Origin of the sequence: Kribbella voronezhensis (assembly GCF_004365175.1) — a bacterium.
GTDB lineage: Bacteria > Actinomycetota > Actinomycetes > Propionibacteriales > Kribbellaceae > Kribbella > Kribbella voronezhensis.
In genome coordinates, this window is the sequence record NZ_SOCE01000002.1 from 763,186 (window position 1) to 777,353 (window position 14,168).

The 14,168-nt window shown below is 69.5% G+C and carries 12 protein-coding genes; 5 read left to right on the forward strand and 7 right to left on the reverse strand.

Annotated features, from left to right (window positions below):
- Positions 1–33: 33 nt before the first annotated feature.
- Together EV138_RS30865 and EV138_RS30870 are read right to left on the reverse strand one after the other, a co-directional pair.
- Complete coding sequence (locus tag EV138_RS30865; RefSeq protein WP_133983301.1) at positions 34–2,427, reverse strand: glycoside hydrolase family 65 protein; 2,394 nt, start codon at positions 2,425–2,427, stop codon at positions 34–36.
- Positions 2,424–3,182 (reverse strand): HAD family hydrolase, encoded by a 759-nt coding sequence (locus EV138_RS30870; protein WP_133983303.1) that lies wholly within the window; start codon positions 3,180–3,182, stop codon positions 2,424–2,426. Before EV138_RS30870 ends, EV138_RS30865 begins: the two co-directional genes overlap by 4 nt.
- A gap of 276 nt (positions 3,183–3,458) precedes the next feature.
- On the opposite strand from EV138_RS30870, the gene EV138_RS30875 reads away from it, so the two are divergent.
- On the forward strand, positions 3,459–4,070 hold the full coding sequence (locus EV138_RS30875) for an Rv1733c family protein (RefSeq protein WP_133983305.1): 612 nt from the start codon (positions 3,459–3,461) through the stop codon (positions 4,068–4,070).
- 63 nt (positions 4,071–4,133) lie between these two features.
- Here the strand turns inward: EV138_RS30875 and EV138_RS30880 are convergent, their stop codons facing one another.
- The 4 genes from EV138_RS30880 to EV138_RS30895 are packed head-to-tail and all read right to left on the reverse strand — an operon-like array spanning position 4,134 to position 7,961.
- On the reverse strand, positions 4,134–5,120 hold the full coding sequence (locus EV138_RS30880; protein ID WP_133983307.1) for an Acg family FMN-binding oxidoreductase: 987 nt from the start codon (positions 5,118–5,120) through the stop codon (positions 4,134–4,136).
- On the reverse strand, positions 5,114–6,493 hold the full coding sequence (locus EV138_RS30885; protein WP_133983309.1) for an MBL fold metallo-hydrolase RNA specificity domain-containing protein: 1,380 nt from the start codon (positions 6,491–6,493) through the stop codon (positions 5,114–5,116). The genes EV138_RS30880 and EV138_RS30885 overlap by 7 nt, the downstream gene beginning before the upstream one ends.
- Complete coding sequence (locus EV138_RS30890; RefSeq protein WP_133983311.1) at positions 6,490–6,981, reverse strand: hypothetical protein; 492 nt, start codon at positions 6,979–6,981, stop codon at positions 6,490–6,492. Before EV138_RS30890 ends, EV138_RS30885 begins: the two co-directional genes overlap by 4 nt.
- On the reverse strand, positions 6,981–7,961 hold the full coding sequence (locus tag EV138_RS30895; protein WP_133983313.1) for an Acg family FMN-binding oxidoreductase: 981 nt from the start codon (positions 7,959–7,961) through the stop codon (positions 6,981–6,983). The genes EV138_RS30890 and EV138_RS30895 overlap by 1 nt, the downstream gene beginning before the upstream one ends.
- Positions 7,962–8,158: 197 nt before the next feature.
- Between EV138_RS30895 and EV138_RS30900 the strand changes: the two genes are divergently transcribed.
- Together EV138_RS30900 and EV138_RS30905 are read left to right on the forward strand one after the other, a co-directional pair.
- The gene (locus EV138_RS30900) at positions 8,159–8,713 is read left to right on the forward strand and encodes a hypothetical protein (RefSeq protein ID WP_133983315.1); all 555 of its coding nucleotides are present in this window, start codon (positions 8,159–8,161) and stop codon (positions 8,711–8,713) included.
- A gap of 5 nt (positions 8,714–8,718) precedes the next feature.
- Entirely contained in the window at positions 8,719–9,630 is a 912-nt protein-coding gene (locus EV138_RS30905) for a universal stress protein (protein ID WP_133983317.1), read from the forward strand.
- On the opposite strand, the gene EV138_RS30910 is transcribed toward EV138_RS30905, so the two are convergent.
- Positions 9,598–11,352 carry a GAF domain-containing sensor histidine kinase gene (locus EV138_RS30910; RefSeq protein ID WP_133983319.1) on the reverse strand — a complete coding sequence of 585 codons (1,755 nt, stop codon included), beginning with the start codon at positions 11,350–11,352 and terminating at the stop codon, positions 9,598–9,600. The genes EV138_RS30905 and EV138_RS30910 overlap by 33 nt on opposite strands.
- 204 nt (positions 11,353–11,556) lie before the next feature.
- Between EV138_RS30910 and EV138_RS30915 the strand changes: the two genes are divergently transcribed.
- Entirely contained in the window at positions 11,557–12,489 is a 933-nt protein-coding gene (locus EV138_RS30915; RefSeq protein WP_133983321.1) for a universal stress protein, read from the forward strand.
- Between the two features lie 4 nt (positions 12,490–12,493).
- Complete coding sequence (locus EV138_RS30920) at positions 12,494–14,152, forward strand: SulP family inorganic anion transporter (RefSeq protein WP_202867012.1); 1,659 nt, start codon at positions 12,494–12,496, stop codon at positions 14,150–14,152.
- Positions 14,153–14,168 lie beyond the last annotated feature (16 nt).

Here is a 14,168-nt window from a genome sequence, read left to right on the forward strand (position 1 = left end):
CTGATGGTCCTGTCCTGCAAGGGTCGTCAGGCCTCACGCATCCGGCCACTGCACCGTCTCGCCGGCGGCGAGCGACCTCGTCGTACCGTGGCAGCGGACCTTGATCGGCGGCGCGGTGCCCTGGTCGGCGGCGACTCGCAGGTGGTCCGTGCCCACCTCGACGGTCAGCCGCTGGCCGCGGTACCGAAGAGTCATCAGCATCCTGCCGAGCCCGGCCGGCCAGTGTGGATCGAAGCGCAGCACGTCGCCGGACATGGTGAGACCGGTGAAACACCGCTGCACCACGTCGACGCTGCCGGCCATCGCGGCCAGGTGAATGCCTTCGGCGGTGGTACCGGTCTGAGCGGGATCGCCGGAATCGGAACGCAACGCCTGCGAGAGGAACATCAAAGCCTGGTCCGGATCGAGCGACGCCAGCCCCCACGCGTGGACGACAGCACTCAACGACGAGCCATGGCAGGTGCGAGCGAGGTAGTAGCGGACCGTACGACGGATAAGCTGGGTGTTGATCGGGTAGCCCAGCCGCTCCAGCAGGGTGTCGAGCTCGTGCCGGGGGAGCAGGTAGAGCAGCATCAGGACGTCCGCCTGCTTGGACACCTGGTACGCCGAGACCTGGTGCCCCTCTGCCTCCAGGATCCGGTCCAGCCGGCGGATGTCGCCGTACTGGCGGCGGTAGTGGTCCCAGTCGAGCTCGGCCAGGTCGGCGTACCCCTCGAACTGGCTGATCACGCCGTCGTGGAACGGCACGTACATCCGCCTGGTCAGCTCCTCCCAGTGGCTCACCTCCTGCGGCCGCAGTCCGAGCTTGTCGGTGAGTTCGACTCGCCTCCAACCGGGTAGCCGGTCGAGTGCCTCGGCCGCCCGACGGAACAGCCAGACGGCCATCACGTTGGTGTAGGCGTTGTTGTCGATGCCCTCGTCCGGGCGGCCGGGGTAACCGGTGTGGAACTCGTCCGGACCGACCACACCCTCGATCACGTACCGGTCGCGGGTTTCGTCGTACCGGGCCAGGTCCGCGAAGAACCGCGCCACCTCCACGATCACCTCGGCGGCATGATCGGCCAGGAACTCGTCGTCACCGGTCGCCTCGACGTACTGCCACATCGTGTAGGCCACGGCCAGCCCGACGTGCCGTTGCCGGTAGGTGGCGTCGACGTTCCAGCGGCCGGACAGCGGGTTCAGATGCAGCCGCTGGCTCTCCTCGCGGCCGTCACTGCCGGACTGCCACGGATACATCGCGCCCCGGCACCCGATCTGGGCGGCCGCCCGCCGAGCAGCCGGCAGCCGTCGGTGCCGGTAGCGCAGCAGGGTGCGGGTGAGGGCCGGCATCCGCAACGTCAGGACGGGGAAGACGAACAGCTCGTCCCAGAAGATGTGGCCGCGGTACGCCTCGCCGTGCAGACCCCGCGCCGGTACGCCGGCATCGGCGTCCGAACTGTGGGGCGAGACCGACTGCAGCAGATGGAACAGATTCAGCCGTACTGCGGCAGGTGTGCCGTCGGCCGGTTCTTCGAGCTCGACGGCGAACTGCTGCCACAGCTGCGACCACGCCAGCGCGTGCGGCTCCGCGAGTTCGTCGAACACCGGCCGCTCGGGCAGCGCGGACAGCGCGGCCAGGACGGGCTCCGAGATGGCGATGTCGCGCGCGGTGTAGACGGTGGCGGCCTTGTCGGCGCGGACCACATCGCCGGGCCGGACTGCGATCGCGTAGTCCGAATAGGCTGAGCTGGAATCGACGACCCGGATCGGTTCGTCGATCGGAAGGCCGTTGTGGCGCACCGTGGTACGGGTCGCCACCGCCAACCGCACGTGCGACTGGCTTGTCCGGGCCACGACGAGCGCGGTGTTGTCGTCGGGCAGACTCGGCTCGAGGTCGACGAGGTGCTGACCGGACAGCTTCTGGTAGCGGTCCACGCCGCTGTTGGTGACGCTGCCGTCGACGCCGGACCTGAACCGCAGTACGCCGGAGAAGTTCTCGGCCGAGACGACCAGGGTCTGAGCGGCCAGATGGCTGTCGGCCATGCTGACGAACCGGCGCTCGGTGCCCGACAAGATGTTGCCGTCGGCAACTTGGAGGCGGAACCGGCGGGTCAGGATGCCGCGGCGGAGGTCGAGTTCCTGCTGGTGTTCCAGCAACTCGGCGTCGTCGGGGCCGATCCAGTCGCCGTCGCCGATCGCGAAGCACAGCGGCAGCCAGTCCGGCAGGTTGACCAGGCTCTCGTTCTCGACCGTGCGGCCCTCGATCTCGTCCGTGAGCCGGTTGTAGAGACCGGCCACATAGGTGCCCGGGTAGTGCCGGCCACCGGCCCGGGAACCGGCCCACGCGCCGCGGGTCGCGAAGTACCCGTTGCCGACGGTGCAGAGTGCTTCGCGGCGGCGCTCGTCGGACGGATCGTACCCGTCGAAGCTCAGCATCCACTCGTTCATCGGGCCGGCTCGTACTCGGGGACGACACTGACCTCGGCCAGGTCGGCGACGACCAGGTCTGCGCCGTGCGCGGTCAACTCGTCGGCGTGATCGTCGCGATCGACGCCGATCACCAGCCCGAAACCGCCCGCCCGGCCGGCCTCCACACCGGCCAGTGCGTCCTCGACGACGACGGTCCGGGACGGCGTCACCCCCAGCCGGTGAGCCGCGACCAGGAAGACGGCCGGATCGGGTTTGCCGGCAAGTCCGAGTTCGCGGGCTGCCAGACCGTCCACGCGGACATCGAAGACATCCTGCAGGCCGGCGGCGGCGAGCACGTCGGCACAGTTTCTGCTGGCCGAGATGACGGCGTACGACAGGCCTGATGCGGCGAGTTGCCCGATCAGCGCGACTGTTCCCGGAAAGGCATGCGTGCCCTCTTCCTCGAGGCTCCGGAGGAAGTAGTGATCCTTACGGTCGCCGAGTCCCCGCACGGTCGCCTCGTCGACCTCGATACCGCGGGAGGCCAGGAAGGTCCGTACGCCGTCGTAGCGGGACCGGCCGTCGACGTAGCGCAGGTAGTCCTCGTCGGTGAAGGCCGAGTGGTCTTCGTCGCGGGCCGCAGGACGGGCAGTCAGGAACTCGTCGAACAGCCTTCGCCAGGCTCGGGAGTGCACCGATGCGGTGTCGGTGACGACGCCGTCCAGGTCGAACACGACGGCGTCGTACCGGGTAGCGTCGATGACTGCCTGATCAGCGGTCGGAACTGGTGTCATGAAGACACTCTGACCCTGTCCCGCGAACCCTCCCAGGGCCCAAGGTCACCTCCACCCGGGCCGGCCTGCCCCGGTCCACCGTCCTGCCGGCTAGGGACCTTGGCCCCTGCCGCCGGCCGGACGACGCGGAGATGCTGTCAGTACAGGGGAGCCGGCCGGCTCGCCGGACCGGGGACAGACAGAGGTGGCCGAGGCCACGAGATCCGCCGTCATCAGGACGGGCACCCCGGACCCGGTCAGCCGGCGGTCCCCCTCCATCTGCCCGAGGGGACAGCGATGAGCACCGACCGACCGCGACGTGCCGAGTCGTGGGTCGCGATGCAGACCCGGCGACTGGGTTTCGGTCGCAATCCGCTGCGCCGCCCGTCCGACCGCTTCGAGGCCTTGCTGACCTGGATCGTCCTGCTGACCGGCCTCCTGATGGTTCCGGCCGGAGCCGCTGCCGGTACTTCGATCCGCGACGCGAGCCAGACCCGGGCCACCGAGCAGCGCATGCTCCTTCACGAGGTCCTGGCCCGAACCACCGCTGAGACGCCGGCCCTGACCGGGCAGGAGATCGGCCTGGTCACCTGGCCGGTCACCGTGAGCTGGCAGGACGAGACCGGTCTCGACCACCGCGGCCGGACGGACGTGGCGCTTGGTACGAAGGCCGGCACCGAGGTGACCGTCTGGATCGACGGAGTCGGCGCCGTCGCGAAGCCGCCCCGGCCTGCCGGTGACAGCGCGGCGATCGGCACGGCGGCAGGGTTCGGCATCGTCGCCTGCTGTTGGCTCGCGCTGTGGTTGTTCCTGCTCCTCGCTCGCTGTGCGCTTGACCGCAGGCGACTCGCGAACTGGGCGGCCGAGTGGAAGCAGGTGGCCGCCGACTGGACCCGCCGCGACCGCTGAACTGTCCGGCGTACAGAACGGCCCGGTCCTTGGCTGGACCGGGCCGTTCTGGTCGGATGTCGTCTACTGCCAGACGTCCAGCGTGTCGTGCCAGGAACGCCTCGGCGTCTCGGCGGCGGACTCGGCGGGATAGCCGGCCCGGAGGACGAGTTGCGGCCACGCGCCGTGGCCGACCAGGTCCTGGACCTGAGGTCGCAGCGCCGAATACTCGATGGCCTGGTTGAGGAACGAGACCACCACGTCGTAAGACGTTGCTATGAGCAACGAATGCTGCAGCGCCATGCCGGCCCGCGTCCAGCCGACCTGGTCGTCGACGGCAGTGGTGAGGACCGCGATCAGCGGATCGGTCTCGAAAGCTGCCGAGTCGCGGGCGGGATCGGCGTACCCGGCGGACAGGTCACGGACCGCGGCGGGCTTGGTGGGCAGTGGCCCGAGTGCGGCTGACGGGACGCCCTCATGGGCGCGATCGCCGCCGACCCAACGGCCCCGTTCGGTCAGTCGGTCCTCGTCGTGCAGTTCGAGTACATCGGCGGCCTGCAGAGTCTGACCCAACTTGTACCGGGCGGCGGCGTCGAGCCAGCGGAGTTCGCCACCCTCGCACCGTGCCGCGGAAGTGATCTGGTCGAGCACCGTCGAGGGGACGTCGGTGGTCGCCAGCGGGCCACGATAGGTGCGGCGACGGCGCAGCTGGCTGTAGAGGGCGCCGAGTGGCGAGTTGCGGGACGGATGCCGGGCACCGAGGAAGATGCGGACCGCGATGTCGGGGCGGTCCGGATCCGGGTCGATCGCCAGGGTGGTGTCGTAGCCGAGCATCGCGGCGCTCACCCGCAAATTGAAGGCAGCCGCACCGAGGCCGATCCTGGTCATCCGCCCGGACGGATCCTCGGCCGGCAGCGTGCGGTCCTCGTCGAGCAGGACGTCGACCACCGAACCGGTCACCTCGAAGCGCCACGGCTGCGTGTTGTGCATCGACGGCGCGGTGGCGGCCGCGCTGAGCAGGATGCCGACCTCGTCGTGACTGAGCAGCGGGTTGTCGTGCTGGATCACCATAATCTGACCCTCTCCAGGTGCTGTGGCGCGACTGCGAGCCAGCCGAGCTCGGTGCTGATGCGATCGACCAGGGCCTGCCGGGCGTCCGGCTCGCCGTGGACGACATAGACGGTCTGTGGTGGCTCCGGACTCGCGGCCAGCCAGCCGATCAGTTCGTCGGAGTCCGCATGGGCGGAGAATTCGGGGAAGTCGGCGACCTGGGCGCGGACCGGTACGTACCGGCCGTGGATCTTCACGGAGGTAGCGCCTTCGAGCAGGCTGCGTCCCCGTGTGCCGGGGACCTGGAAGCCCGTCAGCAGCACGGTGTTGCGCCGGTCAGGCAGCTGGTAGCGCAAGTGGTGCAGAACCCGGCCGCCGGTCGCCATGCCGGAGGCGGACACGATGATGCAGGGACGGCCTGGGTTGTTCAGCCGCTGTGACTCGTCCGCGCTGTGGACCAGCCGGAGGTCACCAGGGTCGAACGGGTCGCCCGGACCGGTCAGGTCGTCCCGCAGCTCGGGTGCCTTCTCCTCGATCGCGGTCCGGTAGGCGTTCAGGGCGTTCAGGGCCATCGGGCTGTCGACGTAGACGGGCAGATAGGGGATCAGGCCGTCATGGGCCAGGCCGGCCAGCGTGTGCAGCACGATCGCCGTACGGTCGACCGCGAAGGCCGGGATCAGCGTCGTACCGCCTCGGTGGGCGGTCATCGTGATGAGCCTGCCCAGCCGCTCGCGATCCATCGGCGTGTGCTTGCGGTTGCCGTAGGTCGACTCGATGACGACGGCGTCGGCCGCCGGGGGAGTGGCCGGCGGCCGGAGCAGCGGGTGCGACTGCCGGCCGAGGTCTCCACTGACCAGCAGGCGATGGCCGTGACGCTCGAGGACGGCGAAGGTCGAACCAAGGATGTGGCCCGCGCGATGCAGTGTGACCGCGGTACCGCCCGGCAGTTCTGTCTTGCTGTCACCGACCGGTTGGAAGAGCGCTATCGCCCGCTCGGCGTCGGCCGTGTCGAACAACGGCAGCGGGGGATCGTGACGCGAGTAGTTTCCAGCTCTGGCCTGCTCGGCGTCCTCCTCCTGCAGGTGGGCGGCATCGCGCAGTACGATCGCGGCGACGTCCGCGGTGGACTCGGAGCAGATCACCGGGCCCCTGAATCCCTGCCGCACAAGGGCAGGCAGGTAGCCGCAGTGGTCGAGGTGGGCATGTGTCAGTACGACGGCCCGCAGGCTCGCCGGGTCGACCGGGAACTCGTCCCAGTTGCGCCGGCGCCAGACGGCCTCGCCCTGGAAGACTCCGCAGTCGGTCAGATAGCGCTGCCCTTCCTCTTCGTAGAGGAACTTGCTGCCGGTGACGGTTCCGGCAGCGCCCAGGAATGTCAGTACGCCGGCGGTCATCGCAGGTCTCTCTCGTAGGCGTGTACAGCGGCCGTGAGCTGGTCGGACTGATCGGGGGTGAGCCGCGCAGTGAGGCTGGGGATCTCGACCTCCTGCCCGAACCGCAGCACGACGGTGCCCAGGGCGCGGACGGCGGCCAGGATCTCGACCGCCTGGAGCTGGAGTTGGGCGGTCTGGCCGAATCTGATCAGCTCGAGCCGCAGTTCCTCCATCCGGTCGACCAGTTGGACGAGTTCGTCGGTGATGATCGCGTTGTAGGCGGCCAGTGCGGCCGGGGCGTCGTCGTCCGGCAGAGCAGGCAACATCAGCGCACCGTCGGCGACGATCCGCGGCAGGACGCGCCGCCGGTAGGTGCCGACCGTCCGCTGCAGGGTGTAGAGCAGCTTCTCCGGCTCGGTCCAGCCCTCGGCCGTGCACTCGTCCTCCAGCGCGGCGAGATCGTCTTCCCAGCGAGCGATCTCGGTCTGCAGCTCCCTGACGTCGTTCATCACGACTCCTCGGCTCCGGTGTGGACGAAGGTGGAAACGGGTCGCCGGGGCGTAGCGCCGTGCACGGTGCTGTGGCCGAGGCGGATGACCATGTGGGCGTAGCCGGGTTTGCCGGTGATGCGCTGGACCGTGCGGCGCAGGTCGTCGAACTCGAGCGGCTGGTTGAGGAAGGCGGCCTTCAGGCCTTCCCGGGTGGCGACCAGCAACGTTCGCTGGAGCGCGAGGCCGGCGGTGAGTTGATCCGTCCTGGAGTCGCCGGCCGTCGACAGGATCGCCAGCGCGGGCTCGGTTTCGAAGGCCGCGGTCGGCCGGAGCCGATCAGCAGGCAAGGTGGCCATGTCGCGGACCGGGGCCGGGTAGGCGGCTGCCCGCGGACCCAGCACCGAACTGGGGACGCCTTCACCGACGCGCTCACCGCCGATCCAGTGGGAGCGCTCGTCGCGGCGGTGCCAGTCGCCGATCTCGCGCAGGTCGGTGTCGATCAGCAGGTCGAGTACCTCGTGGACCTTGTCGGGCGGCAGCCAGGTGAGGTCGGCGCCCTCGTCCATCGCGGCCCAGGTCAGCGCAAGCCGCGTGTCGGTGGACAGCGGCACCGGCCGGACCGGCTCCCTGCTGGTGTGCCGGCGGGGAATCTGGGTGAAGAGGTTCTGCAGGTTGCGGTCGGGGGTGTCCGTCGGCTCGACGACGATGCGGGCGACCAGGTCGGGTTCAGCCGGATCCGGCACCAGGCCGAACCAGCTGTTGTAGCCCATCGACGCGGCAGCGCAGCGCAGGTTGTAGGTCGCGGCGCCGGCGGCGATGCGCATCGCCCGTCCGGTCGGGTCCTCGGCAGGCAGCGCGCGAGAGCCGTCCAGGAAGACGTCGATCACGTTGCCGTCGACCTCGAACCGCCACGGCTGGGTGTTGTGCATGCTCGGTGCCGCGACCGCAGCACTGAGCAGTACGTCGATCTGTTCCATCGACAGCTGGTCTTCGGACATGACGGGCCTCCACAACCTGCTCAGGCGGCAACCGCTGCCGCACCTTCAGCCTCGGCTCGGAACCCGTCCGTGCGCAGCAGGCATGGGTCCCGACCAGTCAGGCCCTTCGGCACGTTCTGCCATGACCACGTGCTCTGCCGCCGCGAGAGCCGCGACCGCCAGGATCGAACTGTCAAACAACCCCGAAAGGAAAGACCATGACCACCACACCGCACCGGCGGCCAGTCCCCGCAGCTGTCACGGAGCCTGTAACGCCCAGCACCACCCGGGTTGCTGCCGGGCGGGCACTCGCAGTCCTCCGGATCGTCTACGGCCTCACGTTCTTGTGGGCCTTCGTGGACAAGGTTTTCGGGTTCGGCTACGCCACCAAGTCCGGCAAGGGCTGGATCGACGGCGGCGACCCGACCGCGGGATTCCTCGGCAAAGGCGCCAAAGGCCCGTTCGAGAGCTTCTACCACTCGCTGGTCGGAGACTTCTGGGTCAGCCCGCTGTTCATGATCGCCCTGGCCGGTATCGGCCTGGCCCTCACTCTTGGCATCGGCATGCGCATCGCCGCCGTGTCCGGAACCATCCTCTACGTGATGATGTGGAGCGCCGTCCTGCCCCCGGAGAACAACCCGGTCCTCGACGACCACATCGTCGGCGCCATCACGCTGATCGCTCTCGCGCTGGTTGCCGCTGGCAACGTGTGGGGCTTCGGCAAGCAGTGGGCGCGGCTCCCGATCGTCGAGCGCTACCCCTGGCTGCGGTGAGTCGGATGTCCACGCAACCTGTGATCCACGTCGGTGTCGACGGCTCTTGGCGAGACACGGGTGCGCTGGAGTGGGCCCTGCAGGAATCTCTGATCCGCAGGGCCCCGCTCCGGGCCGTTCACGTGATCGAGGAGAAGCTGCGGCACGCGCCGTACTGGGAACCCAAGGTCATCGACGAGGCCGCACTCGACCTGATCGACGACGTGTTGCAGAAGATGAAGAGCCAGGACCCGGTCCTCGACCACGAAACCGACCTCGTGGTCGGTCCGCCGGCGACGACACTGGCGAGGCTGGCCGCGGACAGCGAGATGCTCGTGGTCGGCCGCCGGGGGATGAGCACCGTCAAGCGACTGCTCGTCGGCTCGACCTCCGAGGCGGTGGCCAACCTGGCCGACGTACCGGTGGTCGTGGTCCCGGAGGGCTGGAAGCCGAAGAACCACACCGGGCCCGTCGTGGTCGGTGTGGACGACTCCGGTCAGACGGCGGCAGCCATCGAGTTCGCGGCCACGGCCGCCATCGAACGGCACACCTCGCTGCGGATGGTGAACGTCTGGGATCTGCCCTCCATCTACAGCTGGGACGCGATGAACCTCGCCGGTGTGAGCGACGAATGGTCGCGCACCGCCGAGCGTCACTACGAGGAGGTCGCCCAGCAGTGGCGCCACAAGTACCCCGACCTGCCCATCGAGGTCGAGGTCAGGCGCGGACACCCTGTCGACGGTGTCATCGCCGTCGCTGAGGTCGTCGACGCGCAGTTGCTCGTCGTCGGTGGACGGCAGCACCACAGGCTGGCCACCGTTCTGCTCGGATCGGTTGCCCGCGGTGTTCTGCAGCACGCGACCTGTCCGGTCGCCGTCGTTCACGTCGGCGACGAGAACGCCAGATCAGCTGGGGCCGGCGTTGAGGGGCGCGCGTAGTTCCAGCACGGTGCCGTGCGGCTGGTTGGACTCCAGCCGTACGGCACCACCCAATGCGGTGGCCCTGTCCTCGAGGTTGCGCAAGCCGCTGCGCCGGTCGGTCGAAGTGATACCGATCCCGTCGTCGGTGATCCGGGCGGTGACGTCGGCGCCGGTGACGATGATCTCGACCTTGACGCTGCCGGCCCGGGCGTGCCGGACCACGTTGGACAGCGACTCACGAACGGCGGCGACGATCTGCGGCCGCACCGACGCGGGAACGGCGCTGTCGATCGGGCCGGTGACGATCAGGTCGGGGCGGAAGCCCAGCGGGCCGGTGTACTCGTCGACCAGGGTCTGGATGTCGGAGCGTAGCGACGGTCTGCCGGGACCGCTCTGCAGTTCGAAGATCGCGCCGCGCAGGTCGCGGATGGTGGCATCGATGTCCTCGACCGACCGGGTGATGCGTTCCTGGACCTCCGGGCGGACCATCCGGTGCATGCCCTGCAGTTGCAGGCCGGTGGCGAACAGCCGCTGGATGACGAGGTCGTGCAGATCCCTGGCGATCCGGTCGCGGTCCTCGAGCACCGCCAGGACCGAGCGTGTCTGCTGGGCCTCGGCCCGATCGAGGGCCAGTGTCGCCTGGTTGGCGAACATCCGGACCAGGTCCGTTCCCACCGTCACGGCGAGAACGGCCCCGCGCTCGGCGGCGACCAGCAGGATTCCGCCCGTACTGCCTTCGCCGGCCGGCAGCGGGGCCAGGATGGTCCGGCCGAGCTCACCCAGTTCGGGGAAGTCCGCCAGTTCACCGGTCTCCTTGAAGAGCGTGGACAGGTCCTCGACCACGACCTGCTCGTCCCCGCCGAGGACGTCGCTCAGGATCGGCCGGTCGGCCGGCATCGAGCGGCCGAGGTAGTCGTCGAAGGCCGCCGGTCCGTCGATGGCCCGGATCACCAGGTGGCCGCCTTCCTGCAGCAGCACGGCGCCGAGCACCGAGCCCGACACCTCACGGGCCCGGGCGGCGATCAGCTGCAGGATCTGCTGGGCGTCGAAGTCGCCGAGCATCAACTGGGTGATCTCGGCCGTGACCTCGTGCCAGCGGCGGCGGCGCTCGGTATCGGCGTACAGGCGGGCGTTGTCGATCACGACGCCGGCCGCCGCCGCCAGGGCGGTGACCGTCCGCTCGTCCTCCTCGGTGAAGTCGGCGCCCTCGGCCTTCTCGGTCAGATAGAGGTTGCCGAACGCGTGGTCGCGGGTGCGGATCGGTACCCCGAGGAAGCTGCGCATCGGCGGATGGTTGGCCGGGAAACCGAACGAGCGCGGATGCTCGGCCAGGTCGGTCAGCCGCAGCGGGGTCGGGTGGTCGATCAGGAGACCGAGGATGCCGTGGCCTTCGGGGTACGGGCCGATCGCGGCGATCTCCTCGTCGGTCACGCCGTGGGTGATGAACCGGACGAGACGCTTACCGTCGGGGCCGACCACGCCCAGGGCGCCGTACCGGGCACCGACCAGCTCGCAGGCGGCGGTCACGATCCGGTCGAGGGTGCTGTTCAGGTCGAGGTCGGCGCCGATACCGACCACCGCGTCGAGCAGGGCACGGAGCCGTTCCTGGGTGTCCATGATCTCGTCGACGCGACCGAGCAGTTCCTGCAGCAGCGCGTCCAGCCGGACCCTCGACAGACCGGCGAACTCGAGCGCGCCTTCGTCCCAGCCGGTGCGGTGCCCGTTCTCTTTCCCACCCATGGCGCCACCGTACGGAACGGCGGTCGGAAAGGGAACCACCCCACCACTCGCGGTGACCGACGGACCCGGCCCCCGGAACCGGCGCCGCCGCGGGGCCGAAGGTCCCCTCGGGAGCCGTCTTCGGTCCCGTTCATCGGTGCCCGGCGGCACTGCCGGCAGGTGCCTGCGGGCGAGACGCTGGGAACAACCGATGAGGAGGACGAAATGGCTACCTGGGCACGGACCGGACCGGTGGTCGTCGAGGTCGACGGCAGCGCCGAAGGATTCCATGTCGTCGACTACGCCTGCCTGGAGGCAGTACGCTCCGGCGCCGAGTTGGTGCTGGTGGCGCACTACCAGGCGCGCAGCTCGTACAACCCGATGATGCCCGGCTACCAGCCGCAGCCGCCGGGCGAGTTGGCCGACGCCGCGCTCCGCGCGGCGGTCGCGCACATTCGCCACCACTACGGCTACACACTGCAAGTCACCGCGGTCTCCGAAGAAGGTGCCCGGCTGAAGGTGCTGCCCCAGGCGGCCCGGCATGCCCGGCTGCTGATCGTCGGCCGGACCCGGACCCGCGGGCCGCAGCGCCTGGTGGCCGCGCAGGGCAACATCTACCTGACCGCGCGGACCGGCTGCCCGGTCATCGTCGTACCGCTGAACTGGCGCCCGTCGCTGGCCGACCGGAAAGTTGCCGTCGGCATCGACGGTACGCCGCTGTCCCTCGAGGCGGTCGAGTTCGCCTTCCGGACGGCTGCCGATCGTGAGGGCGACCTCACCGTGGTACACGCGCAGCACGCGCCGCGGCACGACGACGCCGACGGCGACGTCGAGAGCTCCTGGGTACGCCGCGGCGACCTGACCGTGTCGGAGACGCTGGCCGGCTGGGCCGACGAGTACCCCGAGGTCAAGGTGACGCGGTTCCTGACGGCCAAGCCGGTGGTCGAAGCACTGGTCCGTGAAGGCGCACAGGCCGGACTGGTCGTCCTGGGAGCTCGCGCCGGGCTGCTTCCGGTCGGAGATCCGGTCGCCCGGCGGGCCGTCGCCGCGATGGCTTGCCCGGTCGCGATCGTGCCGCATCACGTGACCGCGAAGGAGCGCGCGCAACGCTCGCGGATCGTCGAGACGGGTGGCGACGTCGTCGTACCGACATACTGATCCGGTGAAGGTGGCGACCGGGCTCACCGGCCTACGGGGTGGACTGCGCGCAGACCTGGTCGCCGGTGTGACGGTGGCCGCCTACCTGGTCCCGCAAGCGATGGCCTACGCACAGCTGGCGGGACTACCGCCGGTGACGGGTCTGTGGGCGGTGCTCGGTCCGCTGGCCGTCTATTCGGTCCTCGGTACGTCGCGCTTGCTGTCCGTCGGTCCCGAGTCGACCACGGCATTGATGACCGCTGCGACGCTCGGCGTCCTGGCCACCGGCGACCCCGCGCGGTACGTCGCGTTGGCCGCCGCGCTGGCCCTGCTGGTCGGCGTCGTCTGTGTGGTCGGCTGGCTGCTCCGCCTCGGTTTCCTGGCGGATCTGTTGTCGAAGCCCGTGCTGATCGGCTACCTGGCCGGGATCGCGGTGATCATGATCGCCGGCCAGCTCGGCCGGATGACCGGCAGCAGCGTCGAAGGCAAGTCGCCCGTCGAAGAGCTGATCTCGGCCGCTCGGCAGGTCCGGGCCTGGCACCCGGCCACACTCGTTCTGTCGCTTGCTGTTCTCGCACTGCTTCTCGCAGCTACTCATTGGCTGCCTCGGTTGCCCGCACCGCTGCTCGTGATGGCCCTTGCCGCTGCTGTGGCCGCAGTGGCCGGTCTAGGTGATCGCGGCGTCGCTCTGATCGGTGATGTTCCGTCAGGACTGCCGCTTCCGGCGCTGCCTTCGATCAGCCTCCACGACCTGCGCCTGCTGATCCTGCCCGCGGTCGGAGTCGCACTGGTCGGTTATACAGACACAGTCCTGACCGGGCGGGCCTTTGCCGGCGAGCGGCACGAAAGGGTCAACGCCGACCAAGAGCTGCTGGCCCTGGGCGTGGCAAACCTGACCGCCGGAGGCCTGCACGGCTTCCCGGTCAGCAGTAGTGGCAGCCGTACGGCGGTAGCCGCCGCGGCCGGCGCGAAGAGCCAGCTCTACTCACTCGTGGCACTGGCGACAGTCGTTGCCACCCTGCTGTTCGCCGGCCCCCTGTTGTCCACTTTCCCCACGGGTGCGCTGGGCGCACTGGTCGTGTACGCCGCGCTGCGGCTGGTCGATCTCGGCGAGTTCCGGCGGATCGCGGCCTTCCGGCGCAGCGAGTTCGTACTGGCGCTGGCGACTTGCCTCGGCGTCGTCGCGCTGGACGTCCTGAACGGCGTACTGGTGGCGGTCGGGCTGTCCGTCCTGGACCTGTTCCGGCGGGTGGCGCGGCCGCACGACGGGATCCTCGGGATCGCTCCTGGTGTCCCCGGCATGCACGACATCGACGACTACCCGACGGCGCGGCCGGTTCCCGGTCTGGTCGTGTACCGCTACGACTCGCCGCTGTTCTTCGCCAACGCAGAGAACTTCCACCGCCGGGCCCTGGCCGCCGTCGACGCCGCGCCGGGGCCGGTCCGCTGGTTGTTGCTGAACGCCGAGGCGAACATCGAGATCGACATCACCGCCATCGATGCCCTGGACGCTCTGCGCGAAGACCTCGCCCAGCGCGGCATCGTGCTGGCCCTCGCCCGCGTCAAACAAGACCTGCGCAACGACCTCGAGGCCGCCGGCTTCCTGGACCGCCTCGGCCGCGACAACGTCTTCTTCACCCTTCCCACCGCCGTCGAGGCCTTCCACACCCGAACAGCCACCTGAACAAGCGGCTTCGACG

Excerpts from the sequence above, each read along its gene's own strand:
- EV138_RS30865 (WP_133983301.1), bottom strand. The coding sequence starts at position 2,427 with ATGAACGAGTGGATGCTGAGCTTCGACGGGTACGATCCGTCCGACGAG.
- EV138_RS30870 (WP_133983303.1), bottom strand. The coding sequence starts at position 3,182 with ATGACACCAGTTCCGACCGCTGATCAGGCAGTCATCGACGCTACCCGG.
- EV138_RS30875 (WP_133983305.1), top strand. The coding sequence starts at position 3,459 with ATGAGCACCGACCGACCGCGACGTGCCGAGTCGTGGGTCGCGATGCAG.
- EV138_RS30880 (WP_133983307.1), bottom strand. The coding sequence starts at position 5,120 with ATGGTGATCCAGCACGACAACCCGCTGCTCAGTCACGACGAGGTCGGC.
- EV138_RS30885 (WP_133983309.1), bottom strand. The coding sequence starts at position 6,493 with ATGACCGCCGGCGTACTGACATTCCTGGGCGCTGCCGGAACCGTCACC.
- EV138_RS30890 (WP_133983311.1), bottom strand. The coding sequence starts at position 6,981 with ATGAACGACGTCAGGGAGCTGCAGACCGAGATCGCTCGCTGGGAAGAC.
- EV138_RS30895 (WP_133983313.1), bottom strand. The coding sequence starts at position 7,961 with ATGTCCGAAGACCAGCTGTCGATGGAACAGATCGACGTACTGCTCAGT.
- EV138_RS30900 (WP_133983315.1), top strand. The coding sequence starts at position 8,159 with ATGACCACCACACCGCACCGGCGGCCAGTCCCCGCAGCTGTCACGGAG.
- EV138_RS30905 (WP_133983317.1), top strand. The coding sequence starts at position 8,719 with ATGTCCACGCAACCTGTGATCCACGTCGGTGTCGACGGCTCTTGGCGA.
- EV138_RS30910 (WP_133983319.1), bottom strand. The coding sequence starts at position 11,352 with ATGGGTGGGAAAGAGAACGGGCACCGCACCGGCTGGGACGAAGGCGCG.
- EV138_RS30915 (WP_133983321.1), top strand. The coding sequence starts at position 11,557 with ATGGCTACCTGGGCACGGACCGGACCGGTGGTCGTCGAGGTCGACGGC.